Source organism: Pedobacter flavus, from assembly GCF_036324285.1.
GTDB lineage: Bacteria > Bacteroidota > Bacteroidia > Sphingobacteriales > Sphingobacteriaceae > Pedobacter > Pedobacter flavus.
On sequence record NZ_JAZDQU010000001.1, the window covers coordinates 236715 to 254094 of the forward strand.

The window sequence follows — 17380 nt, forward strand, 5'->3', positions numbered from 1 at the left end:
TATTTATTAAACCAATAATGTATCTATACGGTGCGCGTGAACTCTGTTTAATTTTTCCGACCAACTGTAAATCGTAAAATGTCCATCTTGGGAAGCCACTAATGCAATAGCATCAATATTATCGTGTATAAATTGCGCCGCCGAAAGATGTCTGGTACCACCTACCACACCCGAATAAACTTCTCTCAATTCGTTATGTTCAACAGGTTCCGAAAAATAAATTTTCCCAACATGGGATTTATTTTTTGCCCTTGTAAGTTTGGCTCCAAATGCTAATAAATCAAATTGTTTGGAAATAATAGTGGCTCCGTCAACAGCTGTTAGTCCTGCAATATAATCCACTTCCCTTTTTAATGCGGTTTGCCAAAATATTTCACTTGCATTCTTTTTATCTTGAAAAATAAGATTTGCCAAGCGCCCATAAGGTGGGTCTATTTCATAATTAATTGGATTTACTACAGAGTCTCTCCAATTATCAATTTCATGATCTACAATTAGTAATGCTCCTCCTCTATTATGTCGGCGCATTGATATAGCAAGTTGAATCATAATATTAGCTTCATCACTCCACTTAGCCTCTGGTAGTTTATCTAATAAGGCAAGAATTACATCTGGATTATCTGGATTTGTAGAATAATCATTATTAATAATTTTTACCTGATCTCCTTTCAAAATAGCCACATTGGTAAATTTTCCCAATCCAGATATCCTTCGATGTTTAACAACTAATAATCCAGGTTCAGGTACATCAACCACCAAACAGTAGTTAGGTAAACTCATTGTAGTACCCCAAGCACATAATTCACCATTGTCATTTTCACAAATACCAATGTGTACACCACTTCGTTCTACTCCAGAAGCCAATTTGGTTAAGGCATCTGATGTTAATGGTAAAGGTTTTTTAAAATATAATGTATTGGAAAGTTGATTAGGATAAACGTAGGCCAATGAAATCTTTGGAGAATGACCTTCTTCCTTCCTTAAACTTGTCCAAAACGCCACATCAATTATCGTTTCTACAACAAATTTAGAAGGTTTTATTGCCAAATTTGATTCGCCTTGCAGCAAAGCTTCGTTTATATGTAAAGCAAAAATACTTTCAATTTTTGAAGAAATCTGTTGAGCTACTATGTACGAGGAGTTGTTAGGCATATTGATCTAAAAATCAAATATAAATTTAACATTTTTTAGTTTGATATATTTAACGTCAGAATTTCTGATAATTAATATTTTATTATTTCATCTATCCATTAAAAATTAGGTATTTCTGCCATTCTGACAATTAATATAAATTGGAACATAGCTTGATAAAAGGAAAATAAACAATTTATAATTTTAATATATGAGCATAAAGGAAAAAGGAAGTATATCCATTCACACCGAAAACATATTCCCCATTATTAAGAAGTTTTTATATTCTGATAACGAAATCTTCTTAAGAGAACTTGTAAGTAATGCGGTAGATGCTGTTCAGAAAATTAAAAGATTAGCCGCATTAGGCCAATTTAATGGTGAAATTGGTGAGCCATTGGTAGAAGTTGCAGTTAATAAAGAGGCTAAAACAATAACCATTAGCGACAATGGACTTGGTATGACAGCCGATGAAATTAAGAAGTATATTAACCAAGTAGCATTTTCAGGCGCAAGTGAGTTTGTAGAGAAATTTAAAGACGCAAAAGATGCCAATGAAATTATTGGAAAATTTGGCTTAGGTTTTTACTCTGCATTTATGGTAGCAGATTTAGTGGAAATCGATACACTTTCTTACCAAGAAAATGCAGAACCTGCAAAATGGGTATGCGATGGTAGTACAGAATTTGAAATTTCGGAAGGTTCTAGATCTACTAGAGGTACAACCATTACCCTTCATATAAATGCAGATAGCGAAGAATTCCTTGAATCATTTAAACTTCAAGAAATTTTAGATAAGTATGGCAAATTTCTGCCAATTCCTATTCAATTTGGCACAAAATCTATCCAAGAAGAAGACGGAAAAGATGCTGATGGAAAAACTCAATATAAATCTGTTGAAGTTCCAAACATCATCAATACAACTTCTCCAATATGGACTAAATCGCCTACCGATTTAACAGATAATGATTATTTAGATTTCTACAAACAACTTTATCCATTTGCAGAAGATCCACTTTTCTGGATTCATTTAAATGTAGATTATCCATTTAACTTAACTGGAGTTTTATATTTCCCTAAATTGAAAGACGATTTTGATTTCCAAAGAAATAAAATCAAATTATTTAGCAGACAAGTATTTATTACTGATGAAGTAAAAGATATTGTACCCGAATTTTTAATGTTATTACATGGGGTAATCGACTCGCCTGATATTCCATTGAACGTTTCAAGAAGTTTCTTGCAAGCTGATAGTAATGTAAAAAAGATTAACAATTACATCACCAAAAAAGTTGCAGATAAACTTGATGAGCTTTTCAAAAAAGATAGAAAAGCTTACGAAGATAAATGGAACGACATAGGTCTGTTTGTAAAATATGGTATGGTGAGCGAAGAGAAGTTTTATGAAAAAGCGAAAGATTTTGCATTAGTAGAAAACACAGAAAACGTATTTTTCACTTTAAACGAATATAAAGATAAAGTAAGTCCGCTTCAAACAGACAAAAATGGTAATGTGGTTTATTTATATGCTACAGATCCAACCACTCAAGACACTTTTATTCAATCTGCAAAGAAAAAGGATTATGATGTTCTCCTTTTAAATACGCCAATTGATACACATTTTGTTAATCAAATGGAGCAAAAATTAGAGAAAACTTTGCTAAAACGAGTTGATAGTGGCTTGGCGGATAAACTTATCGAAAAAGACGAAAAAACTGAAAGTGTTTTATCTGAAGAAGAATCAGGAAAAATTAAAGCACTTTTTGAAAAAGTTATTACCAAACCTGGTTATACGGTTGAGGTTGAAGGTTACCACCCTGAAGAACTTCCTGTAACCGTTTCTATGGATGAATTTATGCGTAGAATGAAAGATATGGCTAAAATGGGTGGCGGAATGAGCTTTTATGGCCAAATGCCAGATAGCTATAAAGTAAGTATAAATGGTAATCATAAATTAATATCAAAAATTCTTTCAGCAAAAGAGCAAGATCAAGAAAAATTAGCTCAACAAGCTGTTGATTTAGCATTACTTGCACAAGGAATGCTAAAAGGTCCAGAACTTACTGCTTTTGTAAGTAGAAGTGTAGAGTTAATTTAATTTATTATTAAGTTTTAGTTAAAATCCCGATGGTTATAATCATCGGGATTTTTTATTTTAATGCTTTTATAATATATTGATAAATATTTTACTCCATTGATTAAAAGATACCTACAAAAAACTCTTTCCCCGTTAATACTTAGATTATCTAAAAAATTTTCAAGTAACCCTAATCGTTTAAGGGTGTTTGATGCTTTATCTGTATTGAGGCAAAAAATAAAGAATGAACCCGGAAAAAGAGGCTATAAACTAAATATAGTTAACACCTCCAAAATAATTATCTTCTCCGATCAGCACAGAGGAGCCAAAGATTTAGCAGACGATTTCAGACTGGCCGAACCCAATTACACCGCAGCATTGCAATGGTATTTAGCTGAAGGCTATACATTTATTAGCTTAGGTGATAGCGAAGAATTTTGGGAAAATACAGTACAACAAGTTAAAAAACATAATCAAGCTACTTTCAAAATAGAAAAAGAATTTCATGAACAAAATAAATTTTATAAGGTATTTGGCAACCACGATCTATTTTGGGACAATGACCCCTTAGCTTCTTTTCACCTAAACGATATATATGGATCTCCAGTAAAAATTTATGAAGGTATCCTGCTCAATTATACTCAACAGCAGAAGAATCTAGAAATTCTTTTAACCCATGGCCATCAAGGCGATAAAAGTAGTGATGGCAATTGGTTTAGTAAATGGTTTATATCAATTATTTGGGCTCCACTACAAATATATTTGGAAATAAATCCAAATACCCCAGCTTACAATACAGAACATAAATCTCACCATAACCAAATCATGTACGAATGGGTTGCAGAACAAGACAATTTAATACTGATAACCGGGCATACCCATCAACCTATTTTTCAATCGCTAACTTATATAGAACGCCTTTATCTTCAACTCGAACTTGCTAGGGAGTCCCAAAACAAATCTCTTCAAAATGAACTTGAAGAAAAACTAGCTGAACAACTAAAAAATGGAGAAACTATACCAACTTATAAAGCTTTTAAACAATCCTATTTTAACACAGGTTGCTGCTGCTATAGTGATGGAGATATTACAGGATTAGAACTCGTAGACGGCAAAATTAATCTGGTTAAATGGAGGTTTAATGTTGGTCTTGATAAATCAGAGAAAGTTATACTCGAAGAAGCAGACCTTGTAAAATGTGTAAACACATAATCAATCTATTACTCTAAAAAATTTACAAAAAAACACGTTTCATTCCTCTCTTAAATATATTAACGTACTTAGTAATTAAAACGACTAAGATGGAAATTGAAAACAATAACACTACAGACCACACGCTACTTTCTAAGATTTATATAATTCGTCAATTAAAAGTAATGTTAGATAAGGATCTTGCTATGTTATATGGAATAAGCACAAAAGTTCTAAATCAGGCAGTGAAAAGGAATATAGAAAGATTTCCTGCAGACTTTATGTTCAGATTAACAGCTCAAGAGTATAAGCATTTAAGGTCACAATTTGTGACCTTAAATGCTCAAGGAAAACATAGCAAATACCTTCCTTATGTTTTTACAGAATTAGGTGTAGCTATGCTATCAAGTGTTATTAATAGTAAATCTGCCATAGAGATGAATATCCGAATTATGCGAATATTTACCCAAGTAAGGCAGATGTTAACCGATTATTCGGAATTGAAAATTGAATTACTTGACTTAAAGCAAATCATGAATTCAATTGTTGAAAGGCAAGATGGACAAAGTAGAAACATTGATTTACTTTTTCAATTCATAGACAATGTTCAGGACCAAAATGCACTTCTAAAATCCAATGACAAAGTGCTTATTGGATTTAAAATAGGAGAAGAAAAACAAACGCTGGATTAAATAAAATCCAGAATTTGTTGTTAATTCATATTGATATTATTCTTCTACTATTTCATTATTTATTGGCACTTCGTCTATAATTTCTTCCTTAAAGTAAGTTTTTTGAAACAGCAAAATAGAGACTACACCAATAGAAATTGCCGCATCCGCTAAATTAAATACAGGTCTAAAAAATATGAAAGGCTCGCCAGACCAAAATGGGAACCAGCTTGGATAAGTGCCTTGTATTATTGGCATATAAAACATATCTACAACACGACCATGAAACAAGGTTTCGTAGCCATAAATTACGCCATAAAATACAGAATCAATTATATTGCCCATCGCTCCAGCAAAAATTAAGGCAACGTTAAGAATAAGGCCTCTATGGTATTTATGCTTTACTAAATAATGTATCGCATACCCAATTCCTGCAACGGCAACTAATCTAAACAAAGTAAGAAATAATTTACCGAATTCACCTCCAAACTCCATTCCAAAGGCCATACCATTATTTTCAGTAAAATGAATGATAAACCAATTGCCAAGAATTTTAAATTCTTGACCTAAATACATATTACCCTTAATCCAAGTTTTTAAAATTTGGTCGGCTAATAGAACAAAAATGATTAATAATACTGGTTTAGTATACCCCTTCATCTTAAACGCTTACTTCAATATGATCTTAATTTTGCTTCAATTTTGCTTCCATACTTAAGGTAGCATGAGGAACAGCTCTTAATCTCTCCTTTTGGATTAATTTTCCTGTCTCTCTACAAATACCGTACGTTTTATTCTCAATTCTGACTAAAGCATTTTCAAGATTTTCGATAAATTTCTTTTGTCTAGCTGCTAATTGATTAATTTGTTCTTTTTCTAAAGTTGCAGAACCGTCTTCCAATGTTTTATAAGTACCTGAAGTATCCTCTGTTCCGTTAGCATTAGGATTACTCAAAGAAGAGGTTAATAAATTAAACTCCTCACGAGCAATACGTAATTTTTCTTGTATTAATTCTTTAAATTCCTGCAATTCTGCATCTGAATACCTTGTCTTGTTGGTGCTTTCCATATTCTTAAATTTTATTTATCGAAATGTTTAACTCAACATCATCAATATTGATTTTGTTTATATTTTCTGTATCTGATTGTAAATCAAAGGCATCTGCAAGTGTTTCATTGCAAATATATGCGCTATTATTATTTACCGCAGATCTAATATATTCATGATCTTCTAGTACAACTTTAATCCTATCGGTTACTTCAAAATTTAACTCCTTACGTAAATTCTGAATTCTATTAACTAATTCTCTTGAAATACCTTCCTCCTTTAATTCGTTGGTTATGGTAATATCTAAAGCTACAGTTAATCTACCCGAATTAGTAACTTGCCATCCAGGTATATCTTCTGCTATAATTTCAACATCTTCTAATGAAATTATATATGGCAAATTATTCAATTGACAAGTTCCATTTTTCTCAAAATTAGATAGCTCATCCTGATTCATTTCCTGAATTGCAGCAGCTACTAATTTCATATCCTTTCCAACCTTTGCACCTAAAGCTTTAAAATTAGGTTTAATTTTTTTCTTTATCAAGCCAGTAGTATCAGTTATAAATTCAATTTCCTTAACATTTGTTTCTGAAAGGATTAATTCTTTAACTAACTCAACTTGACTTTGAAATTCAGAATCTAAAACAGGAATAAGTATTTTAGCCAAAGGCTGACGAACATTTATTCCTTTTTTCTTTCTTAATGATAGTACTAAGCTCGATATATCTTGAGCCAATTTCATTCTTGAAATTAAATCTGCATCTAAAACACTTAAATCTGCATTTTCCCAATGAGTTAAATGAATAGATACCGCACGGTCTTTATCGTTAACACTTAAATTCTTATATAACCAATCTGAGAAGAAAGGTGCAATTGGCGACATCATCTGTGCTATTGATAACAAACAAGTATATAATGTTTCATAAGCGGCTTGTTTATCATCTGTCATCTCTCCTTTCCAGAAACGACGTCTACTTAATCTAATATACCAATTACTCAAATGCTCATCTACAAATGTTTGGATTGCACGCGCTGCTTTAGTTGGCTCATAAGTATTATAATTTTCATCAACTTCAGCTTTTAATTTCTGCAATAATGAAAGTATCCATCTATCCAATTCACTACGTTCAGCATATGGCGTAATAGAATCCTTATTGAACTCAAACTTGTCGATATTAGCATATAATGCAAAAAATGAATAAGTATTAAATAAAGTTCCAAAAAACTTTCTACGAACTTCATCCAAACCTTCTACGTTGAATTTTAAATTATCCCACGGTGAAGCATTACTTATTAAATACCATCTGGTGGCATCTGCACTATATTTATCAATTGTTTCAAATGGATCAACTGCATTTCCTAAGCGTTTAGACATCTTATTGCCATGCTTATCTAAAACTAATCCATTAGAAACCACATTTCTATAAGCTACCCCTTCATTTTTCACTAAAGCATTAACGGCTTTAATATCATCAGAAGTTTCGCTTAACATTACTGCAATGGCATGTAATGTAAAAAACCACCCTCTAGTTTGATCTACCCCTTCTGCGATAAAATCAGCAGGATAAGCATTTTCAAATTTCTCCTTATTTTCAAATGGAAAATGCCATTGTGCGTATGGCATGGCCCCACTATCGAACCAAACATCTATTAAATCTGTTTCACGAACCATCTTTTGTCCTGAATCCGAAACTAAAATCACGTCATCCACATAAGGGCGGTGCATATCTTTTAATTCAAATCCAGTCTGCATAAAACCAGCTTCAATTGATTTTGCTATTTCTTTGTTTAATTCTTCAACAGAACCAATACATTTTTCTTCAGTACCATCTTGAGTTCTCCAAATTGGCAATGGTGTTCCCCAATATCTTGATCTAGATAAATTCCAATCTACCAAATTCTCAAGCCAGTTTCCAAATCTACCCGTTCCTGTAGCTTCAGGTTTCCAGTTAATGGTTTTATTTAATTCAACCATTTTATCCTTCACTGCAGTTGTTTTAATAAACCAACTATCCAAAGGATAATATAAAATTGGCTTATCTGTTCTCCAACAATGCGGATAACTGTGTTCGTATTTTTTTACATCAAAAGCCTTATTTTCCTCTTTTAATTTTATCGCAATTAATACATCTGTAGGCTTAAAATCTGGCTTTGCTCGTTCTTCTTCAGAATAATATTCCTCTTTTACAAACTTTCCTGCAAAATCTACCACCTCTTTCACAAATTTACCTTGCTTATCTACCAACGGCAATTCATTCCCCAATTCGTCAGTTATCATAACCGCAGGAACACCGTTTTCTTTAGCAACCCTAAAATCGTCTGCACCAAATACCGATGCAATATGAACGATACCGGTACCATCTTCGGTAGTAACATAATCAGCCGGAATTACTCTGAAAGCCAATTGATCTAATTGCTCATTGTTAACGTAAGGCATTAACTGGTGATATTTTACATCAACCAAATCGGCCCCTTTAAAAGAATCAACAATTTGCCAAGGAATTAATTTATCACCAGCCTTATAATCCGTTAAATTTTCTGCTTCAGATTTAAAAAACTTAGATACTAAATCTTTAGCCAATATTACGCTTACAGGTAAAAATGTATATGGATTATACGTTTTAACCTTAACATATTCAATCTTCGCACCAACAGCTAATGCCCCGTTTGATGGCAAAGTCCAAGGTGTGGTTGTCCACGCTATAAACCCAGTATCTTCCGCTTCTGAATCGAATAATCTACCAATTACAGCATGATCTTGATCTCTTTTAATCTTAAAAATTGCTGTAATAGAAGTATCCTTTAACATTTTATACGTACCAGGCTGATTAAGCTCATGCGAACTTAAACCTGTTCCAGCAGCAGGAGAATAGGGTTGAACTGTATATCCTTTATATAAAAAGTCTTTCTTATAAAGTTCTTTTAGAATCCACCATAAAGTTTCAATATACTCGTTTTCATAAGTGATGTATGGGTTTTCTAAATCCACCCAATACCCCATCTTTTCGGTTAAGTCGTTCCAAACATCGGTATAACGCATAACTTCTTTTTTACAAGCAGCGTTGTACTCATCCACAGAAATCTTAACCCCTATATCTTCCTTGGTAATCCCTAATTTTTTTTCAACTGCCAACTCAATAGGCAATCCATGCGTATCCCAACCACCTTTTCGCTCTACTCTATAACCTTTTAGAGTTTTATATCTACAAAAAATATCTTTTATAGCACGAGCCATAACATGGTGAATACCAGGCATACCATTTGCAGAAGGTGGCCCTTCATAAAATGTGAATGGATTATTCTCTGGCCTACTTGAAATGCTTTTATCAAAAACAGATTCTTTTTTCCAGAACTCTAATATCTCTTCGCCAATCTTGGCTAATTCTAATTGTTTAAATTCCCTATACATCAAGGTAGTAACTTCGAAAATTAAGGTTGCAAAGTTACAATTTTGGAATGATAAAAACAGTTAAATACTAACTTCTTAATAGTTAATCCGAAAATTTGAAATCTAGTAAATAAAACTTTTAATGCTTAAAAATGTTGTAAATACATAAATACAACAGCTTTATGATCAAAAAACTGAAAATACAACGCGGAATTTGGGTTATCGTTTTAGGTTTAATTTCACTTATAATTCACTATTTAATAACCTTAAACGATACAAATAACACACAATTTGCATTAGGAACAGCAGGTGTACTTTTTATTGCCGGAAGCATTATGCTGCTTTACCCAATTATAATTGCTAAAAAAGACAAGGATGGCATCGTACAACTCGACCAAGAGAAAATAAAAAAGGAGGATTTATAAATCACCCTCCCATTGCTCTAGCTTACGATTTTACTTTTCTCATAGCTAACCATCTTACCAAGGCTGGTAATAAGGTTAGATTAAACACTAACGCTACTAACAGCGTAATAGATAATAACATTCCTAAAACAACCGTACCACCAAATGTTGAAGCGGTAAATATTCCAAAACCGAAGAACAATATAAAAGCTATATGCGTCATACTAACACCCGATTCTTTAATTGTATTAGATAAAGCTACCTTGAAATCGTGCTTACCATATTTTAATTCCTGTTGATAATGGGTTAAAAAATAAATAGTCTGATCAGATGCCAAGCCAAAAGCAATGGTGAAGATCAATATGGTAGATGGCTTTAAATCGACACCAAAATACCCCATTATTCCAGCTGTAATTATAAGTGGAACAACATTAGGCAACAATGAAATTAGCATAATTCCAATACTTTTAAATTGGAAAAACCTGATAATCGAAATCAGCACAATTGCCAAGCAGATGCTTTCTATTAAATGCTCCAACATATAATCCGTTCCTCTCGAAAAAATTATACTTGACCCAGTAAAACTTACATCGTACCTTTTTGGATTTAAAATAGAATCTGTTCTTAACTTAATTTCATCCAATAATGGCCCCAAACGCTCCGATCCTACATCCGCCATTTGAAAACTAATTCTAGCAATTCTTTTATCAGAAGAAACAAAATTATTAAGCATATTCCCATCTCCTTTACCGCTATTGGACACATATTGCAAAATAAAATTCTTCTCAAATTCTGACGGCAACCTATAAAACTCTGGATCCCCATTAAAAAAGGTTTGTGTTGCATATTTAACCCCAGAATTTATAGAAATCGATTTTGAGAATTCAGGATAAGCTGCAATCATATCTTCCACCTTCTCAATTCGCTTAAGTGTAGACAAGTTTAACACCCCATTGTTCTTCCTAGTATCTACACTAATCTCTAAAGGTAAAATTCCTTCAAAATTCTTTTCAAAAAACTTAATATCTCTTTGAATAGAACTTTCACTTGGCAAATCGTCAACCACATAACCATTCACCCTAATTTTCATAACCCCGACAATAGAAATCAAAACTAAAACTATTGTAGTGGCATAAATAAGCTTTCTATTATTTGCTACTAAATAATCAACTTTATAAAGAATTTTATCTAACGCAGATGCCTTATGCACTTCTTTTTTAACTTTTAATTTTGGCAACCAGCTGAAGATAATTGGAATTAAACACAGACAAATTATCCAAGTAAACATCACATTTAATGCAGCAACCGCACCAAATTCGACTAATAAATTACTACCGGTAAAACATAAAACACCAAATCCAATTGCAGCAGTAACATTTGCTATTAATGTAGTTATAGAAACCCGAGCTGTAGCCATTTCAATCGCTTCAATTTTAGCTTTTCCCTTTAATAATTCGGCCTTATATTTATTTAAAATTAAAATGCTATTTGGGATTCCTATAATCACAATTAGTGGCGGTATTAAACCCGTTAAAGTGGTGATTTCATATCCAAACAACACCAAGCAACCCAAGCTCCACACAACGCCCATAACCACCACCAATACTGGAAAAAGAACTGCAAAAATATTTCTAAAGAAAACCAACAGAATAATTGCCGAAACTAAAATAGATAGACCTAAAAACAACACAAATTCATTAGAAACCAATTTACTTGTAGCCGTTCTAATATAGGGCAGCCCAGAAACATGAACTTCTAAACCTGTTTTTTGTGTAAATAAATCGGACTGTGCCTGAATATCCTCTATAATTTTGTTTCTATGTACCGTATTTAAAAGTTTTTTATCAAATGAGATTGCCATTAAAGTGGCATGGGTACGTTCATTAAACAATAAGCCATTATAAAAAGTTAATCCGCGAATTTCACTCGACAAAGAATCCATTTCTGTGGCCGTATTTATCCGCTTAGTTGGCAAAAACTTAACACCAAATTTTTGATTAACCGTGTCTTTTGTTAGAGAAATTAAATTACCAGTAGATAAAACATTGGTAACGCCATCTACTTTTTTAATAGCGTTGGTCAAAGTGGACCATTGATTATACAAATCTTTCTTAAAAATGTCTGGCGACTCCACTCCCAGCACCATAATACTACCGTCTTCACCAAACTTCTCTTTAAACGCGTTATACGCTTTAAAAGCTGAATCCGTTACCGGAAGAATCTTACTTCCTGCATATGATAATTTTAAACCTGTACTCTTCCATCCCATGAAAAGAGTGATCATTAAAAACATCAATAAGATTACTACCCGGTTCTTTAGAATTAACTTAGCAAAGCGTTCCCACATATCAGAATTTCAAATTTTTGGCAAATTAACAGAATTTTGACCTTTTTGACTTAATTTTAATCGAATTAAAAGGTTTTTAAATTGTCATAACTTTATAAACCTTATTTTTACGTTCCTAAAAATTACGTTTAAACTAGTGTTACACAAAATTAGAGGTATTGTTTTAAAAACCACCGCATATAGCGAAAGCAGTGTAGTGGCTCAAATATTTACCGATAAATTTGGATTACAATCCTACTTAATACAGGGTGTAAAAAAACCAAAATCAAAAATTAAAATGAATATGCTGCAACCCTTGCATCTTTTAGAGATGGTTGCGCCGTTCAAACCCAATTCAGCACTTCAAAAACTTACTGAAGCCCGTCCAGGGCCTGCATTTTCTTCAATCCCATACGATATTATAAAAAGTACTATGGCGATATTTATAAATGAAGTTTTGTATAAAAGCATTAGACAACAAACTTCTGAAGAACAACTCTTTGAATTTCTACAAAATGCAATTTTATGGTTGGATGAAGATGAAAAGATAAATAACAACTTCCATTTAGCATTACTTTTAAAGTTAACGCGATATTTGGGCTTTGCACCCAATACCAATTGCCGTCCAGATCAAGCATTTTTTGATTTACAAGAAGGCGAATTTAAAACCCTTAATCCTGGACATCAGTATTTCTTAAAAAGAGATGAGGCAGATATGTTTTCGGCACTCTATGAAACAGGTTTCGAAAATTTGACAAAAATTAAAATTACGAACTTACAAAGGCGAGCACTTTTGGAAAAGATTTTGATTTATTATAAGCTACACACTGCATCATTTGGCGATATTCAATCCCATTCCATTTTAGAAGAGATATTGATTTAGGATGCCCCACCTCTTTGGTAAATCAAAAATTTAATTAAAATAAAAAAGCCTTCAGATAAAATCTGAAGGCTTTTAAATGGTGGGAGATACTGGGTTCGAACCAGTGACCCCCTGCTTGTAAGGCAGGTGCTCTGAACCAGCTGAGCTAATCTCCCTCTTGTTCTTCCCGTTTGGGAATGCAAATATAGTTCGATATTATTTAATTCAAAAGTTTTTTTTCAAAAAAACCTTAACTAGTCTGATTAACAACACAAAAAAATTCAAATACTTTAAATTTTATATTTCAACTAGCTTTAAAACTACAGCTTATAAGCCGCCTTAATATAATATTCTATCATTTTCCCTTATTTAAAAAATTGATTGTAAATAGAATCAGGAAACAATTTATGTTGAACTGCAAATTTCTTATTCTTTTTATCAAAAAACTCAAATCGCTTTTTCATCTCTTTTTCTATTTCAGAATTTTGAATTATTTCTTCATTAAAATTCTTATCTAATTTAAATAAGCCATTCTTAGTTAAATGGTAATCAGCCAAAATATAATCTTCAAATTGATATTTGCTCTGCATAATTGGAATTCCATTCGACGATTTAGATGCACCCTCACTTAATCCTTTACCTAACCAAGCTATGGATTCAATTAAGTACTTTCGAACGAAAATCTCCAAGTCGCGAAGGCGTAGCAGAAATACCAAAATTAAAAACCGAGCTTCTTTTTATTAATCTAATAAAGTCAGAAGAAAATTTTTCACCTACCACAATGTATGACGACTATGCGATAAATGAAACTTTATTCCATTGGCAAAGTCAAAATTCCGCAGGACCTGAAACTCCTAAAGGTCTTTCTTACATTAAACATAATAGGGATGAAAAGAAAATTCTATTGTTTATTCGTGAGAAGAATAAAGATGAATTTGAAAATACCATGGGTTATGTATTTGTTGGTGAAGGTTTATTAAAAAATCATTATGGAACAAAACCTATGAGTATTGAATGGGAATTAAATGAGCCTCTGCCACATTATTTATGGAAAGATGCGGCAAAATTAAGGGTTGGCTAATTATCTGATTTTTTTTATTTTCTATCCTCTCCTATTAAAAAACAAAACCGTGCCTTCCTTCATGTTTAATTTTCTATTCAATTATCCTATTTCAAAAACTATTTTTAGGATATTTAAGTTAACTTAATAAACTAAAGATAATATCATGGAAAATAAATCAAATGACGCTACACCGCAGCGACCAGAAGGCGAAAGAATTTTAAATGCCCCACTTGTGGAAATGGATTTAAACGCTTTTATTAATCAGTTAAAAAATGAACCTACTTGGAAGGAGGGCGACAGAAATTCGGTTACTATTTTTAAGTCAGACACCATGAGAATTGTCTTGCTTGGTTTGCATGAAAATGCTGAACTTAAATCGCATAAGGCTAATGGTGTAATTAGTGTCCAGGTAATAGAGGGAGAGGTGGTTTTTACGGTGGATGAGCATGCTTCTTTTTTAAAAAAAGGTCAGATGGTAGCGCTTCACGAAAATATTTTTCATAGTGTAAAGGCTGTAAAGGAAAGTTTCTTCTTGCTTACCCTAGCCATGTCAAATAAGTAAAGTTTAATAAAACTAATTTTCTTTATATCAAGGATATTTTGGCAATTTCACCTAATTATTTATCCCCTCCATAAAGGACAAAGGTTTTTTTGATTTTCATTTTTTGACCTTTCAAATTAAATAAATCCATTTGCAATAGGTAAATACCTTGTCGCAATTTAAAATTATTAAAGCTTTCGCCATGCCAAAATATTTCTCCCTCTTTTCCTAAAAGCTGATTGTTTATAGGTTTATAAATTACTAGTCCGTTCGTATTTAAAATACTTAATGTGGCTAACCAACCATTCTCTTTTAATTGATATCCTATTCTTACAGGAACGCTTTCAAGTGTTTTGATGTTGTAAACCTCCTTTTTTAACTGCATAATGTCTTTTTCAACATCTTTCGAAACAGAATTTATATAACCCGGTGTTCCATAGCCTGCGTCAGAACTGGCCGATAAAAAATTTGAAGGTTCGTTTGTGCTTCTTAAAAATGATACGCGCTCTAAAGCTACCCCTTTCGGGTCTGCCATTAATCCAAAATGCATATCTTGATGGTATTGTAATTGATCAATTATTTCATCATTATTCATGATAAATACTCTCCCCTGTTCTAAGGCAAAAGCGGGCAGATTAAATTCATAAAAATTTATGAAGGTTTTAACCTTGAAATAATTGCTCACTTTATCTTTTTCAGAGGTTAGCAACAAGTAAGCTTCAGGCTCTAAATAAAATGGATTTTTATCAATTACTCTTTTCACCATAGGATGACCATTTTTATCTCCATTTGCGATTATTAATCCGGAGAGGTTTAATAGGGTTCCACTTGCATTATAAATTTCAAGATAATCTACACCTCCAGGCTTAGGATTAAACAATATTTCATTGATTAATAAATCATTGGCTTCAATTTTTTTTGTATGCAATACATCAAAACTGTTTTCCAAAATAATTGATCCACCGCAGTTTTTTATGTGCTCAACTTTTAATTGATGAACAATTCCTGCCCTTAATGGCTCTGTAAGCGTTAATTCTACCGTTTTTAAATCGGCTTTCACCGATACAGAACGTACTTTAGCGCCATTATTTATCTGGTAATGTGATGGGTTTTTCAACATAATAGTATCTAATGGAATTGAAAATTTAAGCTGAATGGTAGAAGATGTTTGTAAATTAACTTCTATTATGTTGGGCCTCTCTTCTCTCAATTGCTGCTGGTAAATTATATTCTCTTTTCCCGGACTGCCCTTACTTCCTGCCCAATTTAAATTACCACGGCATATATTATCTGGATCCAATAATTCCAAGGAATAGCCTCCATCCTTCATTTTCGAATCTTTATAGGTATTTAAATCATATTCCATTTCGTCTAAAATTCTGCCCCCTGTGTCTATGAGTTTTACGAAACCAGATTCATTACGAAGGGCCAACCAAGTATTCGGACTAATTACTATGCTTGCATAAGAATTAAATAGGTTTTTGGTGTTTAATGAGATAATTACTATATAATTTTTTGGAGGAATGGTGTCGTTTTTAAAAGTTAAGGTACCGTTGGGTAGTATAATTTTTAACTGATCCATGATTAAATAATGATTAGATCTATTCCATATCTCAATATATTCAGCGTTAGGCTGATTTAATACGGGTGTTGGATCTACCATCACTTCATTTAAGGATAGTTCATTTGATTTTGGAACATAGGGCCTAATATGAAATACAGATAAAGATGTTAGTTCTTCAGAAGTATTGCCCGCCATGTCATCAAGGTTTTTAATTTTTAAACGATAATTTCCTGTGGCGGGCGGAATTAGAAATTTTAATTGATAGGTTGTTGGATTTTTTTGAACTACAGTAAAAGTTTGGAGCAGGTTTATAATTTCTATTGTGGTAGATGATTTAAAATTTATAGGTTCCGTAAAGACTACTTCTAATGTTAGGCTATCTATTGATTTAAATTCCAAAATATTAGGCGCTTCTTTATCAATTTCTATTTCCTTTATAGAAATGTCATCAAAAAAATGCTTGAGGTGGAAGCTGGCTGTAGATTGCTGAATGTAAATCCCAAAAAAGGCAGTTTGGATATAGGTTTTATCACTCGCTATGCCCTGGAGTACATAGTTTTTGCCCGTTCCTGTTTTATCTACAAACAATTCAAAATCCCCTTCTTCATTTCTAATTACCTGTATTTTTAAGGTAGAATTGGTGCTATTGGTTAATCCGTTTTGTCCATCGATAATTTTAATGGATGTACTCAATGTGGTGTTTCGTTTATATAATGAAACTTCATCGTCGGTACCCCCAATTCTCACAAAATATCCCTGAATATTCGAGCTTTTTAAATCCTCCCGATTAGAAATCAAATAAACATCTACGTAATTAGAATTGGAAGTGTTAAATTTTAAGTTTACCCAAAATTCCCACACCGCATGGGTTGCTATTTTATTAGGTCTGGATATATAAAAATTACTGTTTGGAAGTGTAGAGTTGGATTGTAATTTCCCGTTTTCGATTTTAAAATCTAAGCCTCCATTACTTCCATTCCAATTCTCCTTTATATCAAAGGTAAAGTCCTCTACTATTTGCGCTGATGTAATTTTACATAGCATTAAGATTAAAAAACACGTAATTATTCGCATATTTGATGTATTAGGCAGACAATCAGGGATGCTTGAA

General features: G+C 32.5%; 14 protein-coding genes and 1 tRNA gene. 7 read left to right on the forward strand and 8 right to left on the reverse strand.

Features of this window, described 5'->3' with window-relative positions; genetic code table 11:
• Nucleotides 1-6: 6 nt before the first annotated feature.
• The gene (locus tag VRU49_RS01065; protein ID WP_330144919.1) at nt 7-1152 is read right to left on the reverse strand and encodes a putative sensor domain DACNV-containing protein; all 1146 of its coding nucleotides are present in this window, start codon (nt 1150-1152) and stop codon (nt 7-9) included.
• Nucleotides 1153-1342: 190 nt separating this feature from the next.
• Between VRU49_RS01065 and htpG the strand changes: the two genes are divergently transcribed.
• The 3 genes from htpG to VRU49_RS01080 all read left to right on the forward strand — a co-directional run bounded on the left by htpG (nt 1343) and on the right by VRU49_RS01080 (nt 5091).
• Nucleotides 1343-3229, forward strand: coding sequence for a molecular chaperone HtpG (gene htpG / locus VRU49_RS01070; RefSeq protein WP_348527728.1), 1887 nt, complete (start codon nt 1343-1345; stop codon nt 3227-3229).
• Between the two features lie 204 nt (nt 3230-3433).
• Entirely contained in the window at nt 3434-4420 is a 987-nt protein-coding gene (locus VRU49_RS01075; RefSeq protein WP_330144920.1) for a metallophosphoesterase, read from the forward strand.
• Nucleotides 4421-4509: 89 nt separating this feature from the next.
• A complete protein-coding gene (locus tag VRU49_RS01080; protein WP_330144921.1) occupies nt 4510-5091 on the forward strand; it encodes an ORF6N domain-containing protein in 582 nt (193 codons plus the stop codon).
• 36 nt (nt 5092-5127) lie between these two features.
• Here the strand turns inward: VRU49_RS01080 and VRU49_RS01085 are convergent, their stop codons facing one another.
• The 3 genes from VRU49_RS01085 to ileS are packed head-to-tail and all read right to left on the reverse strand — an operon-like array spanning nt 5128 to nt 9530.
• Entirely contained in the window at nt 5128-5730 is a 603-nt protein-coding gene (locus tag VRU49_RS01085; protein ID WP_330144922.1) for a lipoprotein signal peptidase, read from the reverse strand.
• 25 nt (nt 5731-5755) lie between these two features.
• Entirely contained in the window at nt 5756-6139 is a 384-nt protein-coding gene (locus VRU49_RS01090; RefSeq protein ID WP_330144923.1) for a TraR/DksA family transcriptional regulator, read from the reverse strand.
• A gap of 4 nt (nt 6140-6143) precedes the next feature.
• Nucleotides 6144-9530 (reverse strand): isoleucine--tRNA ligase, encoded by a 3387-nt coding sequence (gene ileS / locus VRU49_RS01095; RefSeq protein ID WP_330144924.1) that lies wholly within the window; start codon nt 9528-9530, stop codon nt 6144-6146.
• 161 nt (nt 9531-9691) lie between these two features.
• Between ileS and VRU49_RS01100 the strand changes: the two genes are divergently transcribed.
• Nucleotides 9692-9934: an isoleucyl-tRNA synthetase gene (locus VRU49_RS01100; protein WP_330144925.1), complete on the forward strand. Its 243-nt coding sequence runs from the start codon at nt 9692-9694 to the stop codon at nt 9932-9934.
• A gap of 22 nt (nt 9935-9956) precedes the next feature.
• Here the strand turns inward: VRU49_RS01100 and VRU49_RS01105 are convergent, their stop codons facing one another.
• Nucleotides 9957-12260: an efflux RND transporter permease subunit gene (locus VRU49_RS01105; RefSeq protein WP_330144926.1), complete on the reverse strand. Its 2304-nt coding sequence runs from the start codon at nt 12258-12260 to the stop codon at nt 9957-9959.
• A gap of 136 nt (nt 12261-12396) precedes the next feature.
• Here VRU49_RS01105 and recO point away from each other — a divergent pair, with 136 nt between their 5' ends.
• Complete coding sequence (gene recO / locus VRU49_RS01110) at nt 12397-13122, forward strand: DNA repair protein RecO (RefSeq protein WP_330144927.1); 726 nt, start codon at nt 12397-12399, stop codon at nt 13120-13122.
• A gap of 77 nt (nt 13123-13199) precedes the next feature.
• On the opposite strand, the gene VRU49_RS01115 is transcribed toward recO, so the two are convergent.
• A tRNA-Val gene (locus VRU49_RS01115) sits at nt 13200-13277 on the reverse strand.
• A gap of 189 nt (nt 13278-13466) precedes the next feature.
• Entirely contained in the window at nt 13467-13817 is a 351-nt protein-coding gene (locus tag VRU49_RS01120) for a hypothetical protein (RefSeq protein ID WP_330145880.1), read from the reverse strand.
• Here VRU49_RS01120 and VRU49_RS01125 point away from each other — a divergent pair.
• Entirely contained in the window at nt 13718-14182 is a 465-nt protein-coding gene (locus VRU49_RS01125; protein WP_330144928.1) for a DUF3427 domain-containing protein, read from the forward strand. The genes VRU49_RS01120 and VRU49_RS01125 overlap by 100 nt on opposite strands.
• A 145-nt stretch (nt 14183-14327) precedes the next feature.
• The gene (locus tag VRU49_RS01130; RefSeq protein ID WP_330144929.1) at nt 14328-14726 is read left to right on the forward strand and encodes a cupin domain-containing protein; all 399 of its coding nucleotides are present in this window, start codon (nt 14328-14330) and stop codon (nt 14724-14726) included.
• 55 nt (nt 14727-14781) lie between these two features.
• Here VRU49_RS01130 and VRU49_RS01135 read toward each other — a convergent pair whose 3' ends face one another.
• Nucleotides 14782-17313: a lamin tail domain-containing protein gene (locus VRU49_RS01135; RefSeq protein ID WP_330144930.1), complete on the reverse strand. Its 2532-nt coding sequence runs from the start codon at nt 17311-17313 to the stop codon at nt 14782-14784.
• Between the last annotated feature and the right edge of the window lie 67 nt (nt 17314-17380).